This window comes from Bifidobacterium vespertilionis, from assembly GCF_008698145.1.
GTDB classification, from domain to species: domain Bacteria; phylum Actinomycetota; class Actinomycetes; order Actinomycetales; family Bifidobacteriaceae; genus Bifidobacterium; species Bifidobacterium vespertilionis.
In genome coordinates this window covers 1-14,857 of record NZ_RZNZ01000005.1, presented here as the reverse complement: position 1 = coordinate 14,857, position 14,857 = coordinate 1, and the positions used below count along the sequence as shown (strand labels likewise).

General features: G+C 62.8%; 8 protein-coding genes. 6 read left to right on the top strand and 2 right to left on the bottom strand.

Features of this window, described 5'->3' with window-relative positions:
• Positions 1-219 precede the first annotated feature (219 nt).
• The 4 genes from EMO90_RS12585 to EMO90_RS04625 all read left to right on the top strand — a co-directional run bounded on the left by EMO90_RS12585 (position 220) and on the right by EMO90_RS04625 (position 10,156).
• The gene (locus EMO90_RS12585) at positions 220-1,008 is read left to right on the top strand and encodes an NUDIX hydrolase (protein WP_150355007.1); all 789 of its coding nucleotides are present in this window, start codon (positions 220-222) and stop codon (positions 1,006-1,008) included.
• Entirely contained in the window at positions 1,005-3,287 is a 2,283-nt protein-coding gene (locus EMO90_RS04635; RefSeq protein ID WP_150355001.1) for a DUF6049 family protein, read from the top strand. The genes EMO90_RS12585 and EMO90_RS04635 overlap by 4 nt, the downstream gene beginning before the upstream one ends.
• Positions 3,284-7,621, top strand: coding sequence for a murein biosynthesis integral membrane protein MurJ (locus EMO90_RS04630; protein ID WP_150355002.1), 4,338 nt, complete (start codon positions 3,284-3,286; stop codon positions 7,619-7,621). The genes EMO90_RS04635 and EMO90_RS04630 overlap by 4 nt, the downstream gene beginning before the upstream one ends.
• Positions 7,622-8,953: 1,332 nt before the next feature.
• On the top strand, positions 8,954-10,156 hold the full coding sequence (locus tag EMO90_RS04625) for an NAD(P)/FAD-dependent oxidoreductase (RefSeq protein WP_150355003.1): 1,203 nt from the start codon (positions 8,954-8,956) through the stop codon (positions 10,154-10,156).
• Positions 10,157-10,527: 371 nt separating this feature from the next.
• Here the strand turns inward: EMO90_RS04625 and EMO90_RS04620 are convergent, their stop codons facing one another.
• Complete coding sequence (locus tag EMO90_RS04620; protein ID WP_150355004.1) at positions 10,528-11,631, bottom strand: ATP-binding protein; 1,104 nt, start codon at positions 11,629-11,631, stop codon at positions 10,528-10,530.
• A 626-nt stretch (positions 11,632-12,257) separates the two neighbouring features.
• Positions 12,258-13,349 (bottom strand): Ldh family oxidoreductase, encoded by a 1,092-nt coding sequence (locus EMO90_RS04615; RefSeq protein WP_150355005.1) that lies wholly within the window; start codon positions 13,347-13,349, stop codon positions 12,258-12,260.
• Between the two features lie 188 nt (positions 13,350-13,537).
• Between EMO90_RS04615 and EMO90_RS04610 the strand changes: the two genes are divergently transcribed.
• Positions 13,538-13,858 (top strand): helix-turn-helix domain-containing protein, encoded by a 321-nt coding sequence (locus tag EMO90_RS04610; protein ID WP_317909204.1) that lies wholly within the window; start codon positions 13,538-13,540, stop codon positions 13,856-13,858.
• A 202-nt stretch (positions 13,859-14,060) separates the two neighbouring features.
• Entirely contained in the window at positions 14,061-14,519 is a 459-nt protein-coding gene (locus tag EMO90_RS04605; protein WP_150355006.1) for an Hsp20/alpha crystallin family protein, read from the top strand.
• Positions 14,520-14,857 lie beyond the last annotated feature (338 nt).

Sequence of the window (14,857 nt, the reverse complement as noted above, 5' to 3'; positions counted from 1 at the left end):
CAGACCGCCCCGGACGCCAAGCCCGCCCCCGTCAAGCCGGTCACGCTGGCGGAGATCAGCGCCACGATTCATCGATCCGCCACGCAAGCCGCACAAGCCGAGCAGGCCGCGGCGGCCCCCAAGCCCGGCCCCGGCCTGTACGAGCATCCCAAGCCCGCTCCCGTGCTCGTCCCCATCTCCATACCCGTCGTTCCCAGCCCGCGCACGCCCGCCGAAGCCATGAAGGCCATCGCCGCCATCCACGCGGCCATCCATCACGACGCCCAGGAGGCCTCTGCGCCCGGCAGGACGCCCGCCGCCGGCGAGGCCAGCGAAGTCCGACCGGACCGGGAAAACAGCCAGGAAAACGGTCAGGACAGCGGCCGTGAAAGCCACGAGACGCCGGCCATCGTGCGCGGCGAGGACGAAATCGAGGACGGCCTGGGCACTGACGATCTGGGCACCGACGGCCTAGGCGCGCTGGAAGCCATCAGCCTCAACCCGCTCGCCCCCCGCGCGCCCACGCCGGCCATGATGCCTCAGCGGCGCACGCAGGACGCCCCGTCCACGTTCGCCTCGCTGGACGCGCAGGAGCTGCCCGTGGTCCGCGAATACTCCGCCGGCGGACTGATCTTCGACGATCAGGGCCGCGTGGCGATCATCGCCCGGCACTCCCGCTCGGGACACTTGGAATGGTGCCTGCCCAAGGGGCACATCGAGAAGGGCGAGACGCCCGAGCAGACCGCCGTGCGCGAAGTGCACGAGGAGACCGGCATTCTGGGCGAGGTGATCGAATCCATCGCCACGATCGACTACTGGTTCACCGGAACCAGCCAGCGCGTGCACAAGCTGGTCCACCACTACGCCCTGCGGCGTGTGGACGGCGAACTGAGCGTGGAGGGCGATCCGGACCACGAGGCCGAGGATGCCATCTGGGTCGACTTCAGCGATCTGGACGACGTGCTGAGCTACCCCAACGAACGCAAAATCGCATGGCTGTACGCAAGGAAAACCAAGAAACAAGCATGAAACGACCAACCACCGCCCATAACCGCAAGTGGCAAGCGCCGCGTCGTTTCGGCGCCATGATCGCGGCCCTCGCCATCGCCCTGCCCATGGCGCTCGCCATGGCCCTCGGGGCACCCCAAACCGCACTCGCGGCCGACGCCCAAGCCGCCGCCAAGTGCGAGAACGCCGTATGCATCACCGCCAACGCGCTCACCCCCGTGGTGACCTCCTCGTCCGGATACCAGGCCACGGTCACCATCACCAACGCCACGGCCCAGGACATCCCGCAGGCCACCCTGAACGTGGCCACGAACGCGCTGTACACGTTCAGCTCGCGCGTGGACATGCAGGCGTGGGCCGAAGGCGAGACGGCCATCCCCACGCGCAACGTGCTGGGCACCACGGCCGTGCTGAACCTCGCGGCGGGCTCCAGCACGCAGGCCAGCGTCAGCGTGCCGGCGGACAACGACCAGATCAAGGCGATCACCACATGGGGTCCCAAGCCGCTGCGCATCAGTCTGGACACCGGCTCCAAGGCCACGAACGCCTCCCTGTGCAGCTTCCTGACGCGCTCCCCGGACGGCCTGCGATCCGCGGACACCCCGCCGCTCAAGGTCACCGTGGCCATGCCGCTGACGGCCGGGGCGTGGAACGTCAACGCAGGCACGTTCACCTCGCTGGTCTCCGGCGATCATGCGGCCAGCGCCACCACGCAGACCGAGTCGATCATGGCCTCGGACGAGGCGCAGCGCCAGACGCAGGCCAGTCTGATCTCCCAACACCCCGATCTGCAGGTGGTGGCCGACCCGTCGTATCTGGCCACATTCGGGGACAATGCCCCGCACACCGCGGCGACCATGCAGAACGGGTTCTTCGACATCACGGCCGCCGGCACGCAGGCCACCGGGGAGTTCACGGAGGCCGGCATCACGGACGACGACTGGAAGGCCGGCGATTCCAACGCGATCGCATGGCAGGGCCAGGGCGCGTGGACCATGGACGCCCTCACCCGCGCGGCCCGGCAGGGCTATACCACGGTGATCGCCAATGCCGATTTCGAAGCGGCCTCGTCGGCCTCCAGCGCGGCCGCGCACACCGGATCGTATCTGGTGAAGACCGACGCGGGCATGGTGACCGTCCTGGCCTCGCAGGTCACGCTGACCCGTCTGGCGCAGGGGCAGGCCACATCGGACGCGGCGGCCGCGGAGACCACCGAGGCCGGCCAGATGGCCCGGTACATCGCGCAGAGCGCCTTCTACCAGATGGAGCAGCCGTACGCCGAACGCATTCTGCTCGTCACGTTCGCGCCGGGCATGGATGCGGCCCATGTCTCGCGCATGATCACGGCCATGGAGGAGGCCTCCTGGATCTCGCTGAGTAATCTGGGCGAGCTCGAGGCGGCCACGCCGTACCGCACAGGCAATCAGGCCATCGCCGCGCTGCCCAAGGAGTCCGGCGTGCCCTCACAGACCATCGCGGCCATCGGCGGCACGCTGGACACGCTGGCGCAGGCGCGGGAGAACATCGAACGCTTCGCCACCAAGGTGATCGTGTCCACCGGCACGGCGGGTGGGACCGCGGATGGAAATGGGTCTTCGCCCAATAATGAATCCTCATCCGGCAACGGATCATCATCCGCCACCGCATCCCCGAACGCATCCCAGTCCGCGAGCGCCGGCGCATCGCCGTCGTCCTCCGCCTCCCCCAACACGGATACGCAGGCTCTGGCCCGTCAGGACGCCTCCGCCACGGCCAAGCGCAGCGGCGACGCGACCAACTGGATCAATCGGCTCAACGCGGCCCAGCACGAGCTGGCGCTCATGTCCCTGGACGGCTCGGGGCTCAACCGCGGGCTGGCCGCGCAGGCCAAGGGTCTGGGCGACGAATTGTTCCAGGGGGTGTCCATCTCCCCCACCGAGGCGATCAACGTGGTGAGCGAGACCGCGCAGATGCCGGTGACCGTGAGCAACAGCCACGATTTCCCGGTGCGCGTCACGGTCACGTCCAAAACCGATTCGATGCAGATCGTCACCTCGCGCGAGGTGGAGGCCGTGGTGCCGGCGCACGGGGAGGTGCAGGTCACGTTCCTGATCCGCGTGCTTACCTCCGGGCACGCCACCGCGCATCTGGCGCTGCAGGATTCCGACGGCGCCGAGTTCGGCAGCGCGCATGAAACGCATATCTCCAGCCGCCTGCAGGTGAGCGACATGAGCGGCATGGCGATCGTGGTGATCGCCGTGCTGCTCGGCGTGCTCGGCCTGTGGCGCCAGTTCCACAGGAAGAAGGACCCCGACGAATGAGTTCCGTAGGCCGTAATTCGATGATCATGGCCGTGGGCACCTTCGCCTCCCGCATCACCGGCCAGATCCGTCAGATTCTGCTGGCCGCGGCCGTGGGCACCACGGGCATCGCCGCAATGGCATACCAGACCGGTTCGCAGATCCCGCAGGTGGTCTTCAACCTCATTTCCGGCGGCATCTTCAACGCCGTGCTGGTGCCGCAGATCGTGCGCGCGCTCAAGGAGGAGGACGCCCAGGACCGCCTGAACAAGCTCATCACCGACGCGATCACGCTGCTGATCGTGGTGACGGGCGTGATGATGCTGCTCACCCCGTGGGTCACGCAGCTGTACGTGAGCTCGAGCTGGAACGGCGAGCAGAAGGCCCTGGCGAACGCCTTCACGCTGTGGTGCATGCCGCAGATCTTCTTCTATGGCCTGTACACGGTCCTGGGCCAGATTCTGGCCGCCAAGGAGCGGTTCGGCCTGTACGCATGGAGTTCCGTGGGCGCCAACGTGGTCAGCTGCGCGGGCTTCGCGGTGTTCATCTGGATGTTCGGCAACGCGGCCATGCAGCCGGTGGGCTGGTGGACGCAGGACAAGATCGCGTTCACGGCCGGCGCATGGACCGCGGGCGTTGCCTTCCAGGCGGTGGTCCTGTTCGTGCCGCTGATCCGCATGGGCTTCCATTACCGGCCGTTGTGGGGCCTGCGCGGCATCGGCCTGCGTTCCATGGGCCGCGTGGCCGTGTGGAGCATGGCCCTGGTGGTTCTGAACCTGATCATGGGCATGGTCAACTCGCAGGTGCTCACGGGCGCGCCCACCATGGCCGGGGACCCCCACGGGGTGGCCGGAAACGCCTCCTACCAGTACGCGTATTCCATCCAGATCCTGCCGTACTCGCTGGTCGCGGTGTCCATCGCCACGGCCATCTTCCCCAAGTTGTCGCGTTCGATCAGCGACGGCGACTACGACACCGCGCGCAGCGACCTGAGCTCGTCCATCCGCTCGATGAGCCTGGTGATGATGTACTTCACCGTGGTGCTGATCCTCATCCCCACGCCGGTGACGATCGCGTTGGTGCCCTCGATCAGCTACAGCGAGGTGCTGCTGATCTCCGATCCGCTCATCGCGCTGGCCCTGAATCTGGTGCCCGTGAGCTGTCTGCTGGTCATCCAGCGCACGTTCTACGCCTTCGAGGACGGCAAGCACCCGTTCACGTTCGCACTGCTGCAGAACGGCGTGCAGCTGGCCCTGCTGCTGGGTCTGATCGCCGTCTTCCCGCCCAAGTACTGGGCCACGCTGGTGGCCGTGGCGGTCACGCTGTCCTATGTGCCCACGCTGCCGGCGATCTACGTGATGTTGCGCAAGCGGTTCGGTGGGCATCTGGACGGCCGGCGGATCATGACGTCGCTGGGCAAGGCGCTGGTGGCCGGTCTGATGGCATGGGCGGCCGGATGGCTGTGCCAGTGGACGTTGGGGCATGTGATCGCGCTGGACGATCCGCAGATGCATACGGCCACCCGATGGGTGCTCGCCGTGGTGGAGTGCGCCGTGGTGTCGATCGCGGCCGGCGCGGCCTACGCGGTGGCGCTGTGGGCGCTGAAGGCCGAGGAGTTCACATCGATCGTGGCGATGGCGAAGAGCCGGCTGGGACGGCTTGCGGGACGCCGGGGCGCCGATGGCGATGGATCGGGCGATGCGAAGGCGACGAGCGGTCCGATCAACCCGACCGGCCCTGCCGATCAATCCAGTCCGTCCGGCCAGCCCGATCGACCCGTCTCCCCCGTTGCGACCGAATCGGTCGTGCCCCCTTCCACATCCCATTCCAGTGAAACCGATTTCAATATAAATGAAAACCGCCCAATTGAAACCGATTTCAAAAACGATTCAAACCAATCGAACACAACCATCCCATCGGACACCCCAACCGATAGGATGGAGCCCATGAACGCGCGGCCCGTGCGACCGCTGGGGACAGGAAAGAACAGGTTTAGAATGACGCCTCAACCGGGTGATGTGCTGATCGACCGCTACACGCTTGTCAAGGCCCTGCGCCGCGAACCCGGCCTGGAGGCATGGCACGTGAACGACCATGTGCTCGCCCGCGACTGCCAGCTGTTCCTGGTCACGGATCCCTCCGCCTCCACACGCGTCAACGCGATCGCCTCCGCGCTGGCCCTGGCCAAGAACGATCGCTTCACCCCCGTGCTGCAGATGCGTTCGATCGACGACGTGGCCCTGCTGGTCACCAATCTGGACGAGGGCGTGTCCCTGAGCGACTATCTGCTCAGCCCGGCCAAGGATACGCTGAGCGTCGACGCGATGCGCGTGATCATTGGCGAATGCGCGCTCGCCCTGCAGATGCTCATCGATCAGCGCCTCACGGATCGCGCGGTCACCACGGACACGATCCGCCTCGACGCCAAGCACATCCGCATCGCCGATGCCCCCGTCAGCCCCGTGCTGCAGGGGCCCATGCTGCATCCGGACGATCCGATGGACACCGCCGAAGCGCTGGCCGTCCGCCAGCTCGCCGCGGTCCTGTACAACATGCTCACCCGTCGCCCGTACACCGCTGGCCAGACCTACCCGGCCAAGTTGCTGATCGACGTGGCGGACAAGCCGCACGACTTCTGGATCATCTGCCAGCGCGGCCTGGGACTGCCCAACCCGGATGGATCGACGCCCACCCCCATCAGCACGCTGGACGAGCTGATCGCGCTGCTCGGCTACTGGAAGCCGTTGGACGGGCTCACCGATCAGGACATCCTTTGGCCGGACCTGCCCGGTGCGGCGTCCATCGCGCGCACGCCCGTCAAGGACGTGGACGAGTCGCAGCTGCTCACGCTGCCCGACGGCGTGCTCACGCGTCCCAATCTCAACAAGCCCAAGGAACCGGTGTGGAACGCGAACCAGCTGCTGTTCCCCGAGCGCGACGAAGTGGAGATGATCAAGCCGCAGCAGACCGGCACGGACGATCTGCTGGCCACGCTGGGCGATCCGTCCACCAGCGTGCTGCCGCAGAACAAGCCCACGCAGGCCGTGGACGTTTCGGCGATCCGACCCATCCGCATTTCCGACGTTCAGGTTCCGGACATTCCGTTCGTTGAAGCGCCGATCGTGGAGGACCATGCGAGCGTGCCCGATGCCGCAGCCGCGCCGAAGCCCGCGCAACCGCTAGACGGCCTCGCCAAGGGCGTCCCCGGCGATTCCATGGAGGGCGATACCGAGAATCTTGCGCAGGAGCGGGCCGAGGCGCTTGAGGCGCTCAAGGCCGCACGCGCGGAGGGAGCCGCCCAGGCCGGTCAGGCCGCGAGCGACGATCTGATCGAGCGCGCGGGGGCGATCAACACACTCGATGCCGCCGCCCACGTGGGCGAGACCGCCTCGCCGCGGCTGGCCGATCTGGCTCGAAGCACCGCCGCATCGGAAGAGGATCTGACGGAAAAGACCACGGTTCAGGAGCCCGTTTCGATCGAATCGGAACAGGCCATGCGCCCGATGCATGTGGAGAGCGCCCCGCCGAGCTTCCTGCCCGGTGAGTACGGGCCTCACCGCGATGCCTACGCGGGTTCGTCCGCCGCCGCGGGTTCCCGTACGGGCTCCGGCGCCGGTTCGCGAGCGCGCGGCGGGGCTGATGCCGGCGTCGATCCGAACACCGACGACATCTCCAACGAATCCAATTCCGTCGTGTTCGGCAAGATGCGCACCCGGTCCTTCGTGATCGTGCTCGGCACGCTGTTCCTGGTGGTCGCGCTGGTGCTGTCCATGAGCCAGCTGTTCGATTCCGCCGGATCGCTGGGCTTCAAGGATCCGGCCGCCAGCCAGTGGCCCACCGATCTGGACAACGCCCGATTCCCCGGACGCGAGACGCCCACAAGCGCGGCGCCTTCCTCCGGTGCGGCTTCGGAATCCGGCTCGGCGTCGGCCTCGGCGAATACCGAGGAGGCGGTCGATCATTCCGATCGTGACGTGGAGGCCGCGCCCGTCCCGGCACCCGTGCCCACGCCCACGAACACCACGCCGTACCCGATCACCACATCCACCTTCCTGAGCCGCCCGGCCAGACTCAACGGCTACGGCCGCTACATCAAGCTGGATGCGCCGCACGATGTGTACAAGGTGGAGATCAATATCCGCCAGTCCAGCGGCTCCGGTCAGGTGTTCGTGAACTCGAACGCGCAGAACCCGAACAACGGCGCCCCCGTGGGCACGTTCACCATCGACGCCAACGGCAGCGCCACCGTGCAGTTCGAGCAGCCGGTGAACACGCAGGAGATCGTGATCTGGTTCCCGACCGGCCAGCTGCCCTCCGGCGGCAGGCTCACGTTCCAAGGCGTCAACGTGTACTGACGGATGAAAAAGGGGCTGCTGATATGCAGCCCCTTTTTTTCATCCGTCATCCTGAGCGAAGCGAAGGATCCTTAACCTTTGTGCACCAAATCGTTTGTGCGAAATGGCCAAGGATCCTTCGCTTCGCTCAGGATGACGCAGAATTGCGCCACCCCTGTCATCCTGAGCGAGCGGAGCGAGTCGAAGGATCCTTCGTCACCACACACTGCTCATTTGGTGCACAAAGGTAAGGATCCCTCGCTTCGCCCAGGATGACCGAGGGGAGCTCAGGATGACGGAAGTGCCATCTGCGGTGGCCCACCCACAAACTGGGCAAATCGGGACACTGGATTCGCAAACTGGGCAGATCCGGTCTTCTGCAACCGGTTTTCGGCCTCCAGACGGCAGGATCCGCCCAGTTTGCGCGGGGGACGTCCCGATCTGCCCAGTTTGCGGCGCAATCGGGCGAGAACTGGGCAGATCGGGCGCATACCGGGCGCCAACCGGGCAGATCGGGCCGGTTCCGGGATCCGGCGTGACCCGGCGTGTGACAGGGAGTGTGACCCGGCGTGCGGTGTGACCGGGTGCGTGACATGGTGTGGGCACGCCCGGTCACGGGGTGCCGGAATCGTTGGAATAAAGCCATTTTGAAATCACTGTGACCGGGAATGGGCACGCCATGTCACACGCCCGGTCACGCACGCCCGGTCACATACCAGTCCACCTTCCGGAGAGAGGTTTGATCCCGAGCGGAAGCCGAAGGGCGCAGCGGAGGATCCCTAATATGGGGAAACCCAAGGATCCTCCGACTGCGTTGCGGCGTCCGGCCGCGCCGGTCGCCGGGCGCCGGCCGGCAGCGTCTCGGCGAGGTCCTCGCCGTGGCGTCCTCGAGGATCAGCGAGATCGAGATGGGCAAAAGGTTCCTTCCCGGGCTCGAACGCCGTTGCTTCGACTACTTCCACGCCATCGGCGACACCCCGACAAAACCACTTGACAAACTAATAGGAGCATCGGGGGAATTAACCGTTTGGCCATCCTGAGCACTGAGCCGTTAAGCGGACAGCCCGGTGGGCTGTCCGTAGGCGATGGGAGCCGCCGCCAAGGCGGCGACGGTCCGGCGCAGCCGGACACCGCATCGCGGAGTCGAATGATCCTTCGTCACCACACACTGATCATTTGGTGCACAAAGGTTAAGGATCCTTCGCTTCGCTCAGGATGACCGAGAGAAGCTCAGGATGACCGAAGGGAGGTCAGGATGACAGGTGACGCGACTCAGGATGACGCAGCCGGTCACTCCACAACGCCCATAGAGGAACCACCCATTTCTACCCACGCAACGGTATGCTAGGTTGCATGACAGACTCCGCAGAATCCACTATTTCCAACACCAACGACGATGTCCGCGACGCCGTGATCATCGGCTCCGGCCCGGCCGGCTACACCGCCGCCATCTACCTTGGTCGCGCGGGATACAAGCCCCTGATCATCACCGGCGCGCTCATGCCGGGCGGCCAGCTGACCAACACGTCCGAAGTCGAGAACTTCCCCGGCTTCCCGGATGGCGTGCTTGGTCCCGAGCTCATGGATCGCATGCGCGAACAGGCCGAGAAGTTCGGCGCCGAGCTCCTGCACGATGACGTGGTCTCCACCGATCTTGCCGGTGACATCAAAACCATCACCTGCGACGGTGGCGATGTGATCCGCGCGCGTGCGGTGATCGTGGCCACCGGATCAAACTACCGCAAACTGGGCGTGCCCGGCGAGGAGGAATTCTCCGGCCGTGGCGTCTCCTACTGCGCCACCTGCGACGGTTTCTTCTTCAAGGATCATCCGATCGTGGTGGTCGGCGGCGGCGATTCCGCCATGGAGGAGGCGCTGTTCCTCACCCGTTACGGCTCGTCCGTGACTTTGGTGCATCGCCGTGACCAGTTCCGCGCCTCGCAGATCATGGTCGATCGTGTGATGAACGACCCGAAGATCACCGTGGTCGTCAACAGCGTGGTCAACCGCATTCTGCCGGCCGAGACGGAAGCGCCTGCCGACGGTCACAACGAGACCGCCGCACCTGCCGCCGCAGCACCGACCGTCAACCTGCTGTCGATTCCGGGACTGAATGCACCCGCCACCGCTCCCGCCGCAGCAAACGGCAATGCGGCAGACAACAACGCGAGCTCCGGCCTGAAGCTCAGCATCCCCGGACTGTCCAACCCCACGATCAGCCTCCCCTCCCTCGCGCCAGCCGCAGCCGCGACCGCCAACGAGCATGCGGGTGCCGTGGAGCTGCGCAACACGATCACGGGCGAGCTCACCACCATTCCGGCCCGCGGCATTTTCGTCGCCATCGGCCACACCCCCTCCACCGGTTTCCTCAAGGGTCAGGTCGATCTGGACGCCGATGGCTACATCACCGTCGATGGCGCCTCCACCCGCACCTCCACGCCGGGCGTATTCGCAGCCGGCGATGCGGTCGACCGTGTCTATCGCCAGGCCATCTCCGCCGCCGGCATGGGCTGCCGCGCCGCGCTCGACGCCCAAGCCTATCTGGGTGAGAACTGACCATAACCCTGATCACCCTCTTCAGGCTGATGTTTCACGTGAAACACTCGCGTGAAACATCAGCCTTTTGCCTGTTTGGATCAGTTTCGTCATCCTGAGCAAAGCACAGCGGAGCCGAAGGATCCTTCGTCACTACACACTTTCCGTCATCCTGAGCGATAGCGAAGGATCCTTAACCTCTCGCACACGGTTGTAGTGCAGAAGGTTAAGGATCCCTCGCTTCGCTCAGGATGACAGGAAACGCCGTTCAGGATGACAAGAGGCAGAACTCGGGACCACCGGGAGACAACACAGGATGGACACGAAATCCACCCATGTTTCACGTGAAACATTCGCCACGAATCCCGCCTAATCCCACTCACACCGGTTTCTCACTCCCCCATGGATCGCAAATACTCGCGAAGGAACGGGATGGCGAAATCGACCTTCCCTCGACTAACAGCAGCGATGATGTGTTCATCAAGCAGACGCTGCCGGTAGATATTGGCATAATCCATGCTTTCATGCATCCGTTTGGCCACCTCCGAGGTAACGGAAGGGCCATCATCCTGAGCCATCGCTCGTAGATAATCAACCGATCGATCAGACAAGCGCTTCACCACTGGCGCGCACACGCCTTCTCCCAAACGCGCCCTCGCCTGCTCAACTCCACTACGCACATCATCAATGGTGATTGTATCTGCAGGCCCCTCGGTTCTGCGACGGGCTTGACGCCACATATGGTACCCAGCCAGCTGAATCATATACGGATATCCACCCGTAGCCTTCGTAGCCGCATCCAACGCTGGATCATCGATCGATACGCCCGCATGGCGAATCGTCCTTGCCAAAGCCAAACGCACGTCGACCAGAGAAACATCTCCGAGCTCTTTGATGGATGCGCGGCGAAGAAATGTCAGCACCTTGGCATTGAGCAAATCGGACGTTAATGAAGGCAATCCAGCAAATACAAACGCGACCTCGGCATTCTCACGCAGCATATGCTGTGCAGCCGTGGCAATGGCAGTCATGTCCTCCAGAGAAGCATCCTGCGTTTCATCGATGGTCACCAGCAAACCTTTACCCTTACCCAAACTATTCAGACGAGCGGCAATGGCATCCCGCAACGTGGATGGACGCATCGCCGGGGTAAACGTAAGTTCTCCGAGACTCAGTCCCATGAAAGCAGGCTTAAGCGTAGCATCTGCCACGCGGCCCGCTTGAGGTGCGATACGCGCAATCAACCGATCACATAACCCCGCAGAAGCGGTCTCATCAATCACGATCCAATGCCGTTTCTTGGCTATAAGCCCCAGCTCCGTCAGCATAACAGTATTGCCACTGCCACGAGGCCCTGTAATCAACATCAAACGATCGGGGGCGCCTGGGCCGTCATCGAGACCCTCAGAGAAATCCGCGCTGATGGATTCACGGCCGATCAGCACGGGCGGCATCACACCAGCCGTGGGCTTGAACGGATTAGCTGGAAACACCATTTAGACCCCTTACTACGCTTTACAGCTGTGGCATCACCACCCTCTAATATCCAGCATAGAACAAATAGAAAATCTATAGAACAAATGGCAGTTTGTGGCAGTTTGTGGTCAAGTAGCCAGAAACCATTGAAATCCCATGTCTTTCAAGCTCTGACGAAAAACGAAATAGAACAAATAGAACAAATAGAACAGCTCAGGAATCATCCCAGGTTTCTCTCCATCCTGAGCAAAGCGCAGCGGTGCCGAAGGATCCTTCGTCACTACGCACTTTCCGTCATCCTGAGCAAAGCGAAGGATCCTTAACCTTCTGCACTGCGACTTCTGCACTGCGACCGTGTGCGAGAGATTAAGGATCCTTCGCTTCGCTCAGGATGACAAAGGGGCAATAACTCAGGGCCACCGAGAAACAACTCAGGACAGCAATGGAATCCACCCACGTTTCACGTGAAACATCCCGCCACTCCCCCACAAACGTTGAAGGCCCGACCAATTAGGCCGGGCCTTCAACGCAGAGAAAGGAAAGGAAAGAAGAAGAAAGGTTCAATTATGATCGGCGGCCTTGCGGCTGCTGCTGGTATCTATATAACCGCCACAACCTCCAAGACCACCCAGCGTTTCCCTGACAATTATCTGAACGCCACACCCATCCGATCCCCCACCGAACGCATCGACGCGACGGTTTCCGGATCGAGCCGCACCACGCCCTCAGCAGTGATCGCTTGATATGCGATCTCCTCCTTGTCGCCGTGCACGTACACGCGATGGCCGGGCGCAGCCGGAACCCGCCGGATCTGCTCCAGATAATCAGAGAAACGATCGATAATCACGTCCGGATCCCCAAACAACCCAGGATCGATCGCGGCGAAGCAGTGGCCAACACCATGGCGGATGCCCAGCCCGTCAACCTCACTGGACGTGTTGCCCTGCGACAGAATACCGCAGAAGATCTCCGCGAGTATAGAGAAGCCGTATCCCTTGTGGCCTCCGGTTTCCTCGCTCATGCCACCGACCGGAAGCATTCCGCCATCCACATCCAGTCCAGGGCGAGCCGGCACCTGCTTCGGATCCCAGATCGGCTGGTAATGTCCATCAACCATCCATGCCTCGGGCAGCTGCCGACCTTCCTTCTTACACACCTCGATCTTGCCGTGCGAGACGATGCTGGTCGCCGCATCGAAGAAGAACGGATGCGGCTTAGCCGGCATGGAGAACGCGATCGGATTAGTGCCGAGGAACGGATGTGTGGCATACAGCGGCAGCACGATCGGGCCCGTATTAGTGGAGGCGAAACCGAGCAATCCAGCTTCGGCGGCCATGTTGGTGTAGTAGCCGGCCGCCCCGAAGTGATTCGATTCCCGCACGGTGACGATGCCGATGCCACTCGTTCGGGCCTTGTTGATCGCCAGCTCCATGGCCATGGCCGAGGTGATCTGTCCCATCGCGTGATGCCCATCGACCACCGCACTCACCGGCGTCTCACGAACAACTTCGGCCTTCGCATTCACATCAACGCCGCCGTTCGGATTGCCGATCAGCATATCGTACATGCCGATGCGCTGCAGACCGTGCGACGCAATGCCATGCAGCTCGGCGAAGAACAGCGAGTCGACGATCCGATCAGCATCCCGCTCATCGAACCCATAGGCACGGTACAGTCGCGTTGCCCAATCGCGAAGGGCTTCGATCGCAAACACATCATCCTTCTTGGCACTATCCATCGCCAGCACTCCACTTTCATCCAAGTCACGCGGTTAACGCTCAAACGATGCCGTTGCCACATCGTCCTCCATACAGTCTGCACAGTACACCCGAACGATCACATGAATCAGATAGATAAAACACAGGGGAATTGGATGCCATCATAACTACGCATATTTGAGTAAAAAATGCCAAAATCTGCCAAAATATGAGTATGTTTGCGTTATTGGACGAACCTATGCCCGGTGATGTTCTAGCCTCCATCGCGCAACGCGTGGCAAGGCGCCGCAAGGAGCACGGCATGACACAGGCCGACCTTGCTCGCAAGGCAGGCGTCAGTCTTGGGTCACTTCGTCGATTCGAGCAACGCCACGAAATCTCCCTTAACTCCTTGGTCTGCATCGCATTCGCTCTGCAATGCGAGCAGGACTTCGATGCCCTGTTCGCCCAGCCGCATTACAACACCATCGACGACGTTATCAAAGCGACCAAAGCTGCAGAGAAGGAAGAGCGACAGCATCATAACTGAATGCCCCTGTTCACCGTGGGTAAACACCGGGAATGACAGGGCGCGAAACGGGTTGGGGGAAGTGCAAGGCGAAGGCAGGAGCTCCGGCAGGGGTTCCGGGAACGGCCACGATAGGTCGGCGCCGCGGGGTCCGCAAGGATTCCGGGATGCCGCCAAGCCAAACCGTTCCACTCCATGCATTGATTTGTGAGGAGTACCGATTATGGCAATGCTTCCGGCTTTGATGAATGACACGATGTTCTCGGATCTGTTCGATGATCCGTTCTTCGAGGGTTGGCGCACGGCCGCCAACAACGGTTCGATGACCGCTTCCCCGATGAACATGATGAGCACGGATGTGCGCGAGACCGACAAGGGCTACGATGTCGACATCGACATGCCTGGCTTCAACAAGGACGATATCAACCTTGAGCTGAACAACGGCTACCTGACCGTGTCCGCTCGCAAGGATGAGAACTCCGGCGACAAGGACACCGATGGCAAGTGGATTCGCCGCGAACGCTACGTGGGCACCTGCTCTCGCAGCTTCTACGTGGGCGATCAGATCAAGGAGTCCGATATCCACGCCTGCTACAACAACGGCACGCTTTGCATCGAACTGCCGAAGATCGAGGCTAAGCCGCAGGTTGAGTCCAAGCACCAGATCGCCATCGAAGGCTGATTGATTCGCGCCGATCGTGATCGGTCGTAATCACGGAACTGCATAACCAAGCAATGCCGGACGGTTCGGCGTGCGCACTCGCTGCGTACGTCAGCCGTCCGGCATTTTGTGTTTCACGTGAAACATGGCATCTGCCTTCATTCCGAACGCAGCCAACTCCCCGCGATCCCGAGTGATCACACCTTCCCCCTCTGTCACCCAAAGCGAGCACGGCGGATTTTAGTGGTGGTTGCAACACCTGAGTGATTTGCCACCTCGAACGGTGGTCTTCGCGATGACGCGATCATATCATGAGGCGTTGATGAGCGCGAGGATCCTTTCACTGGGCTTGTCGTACC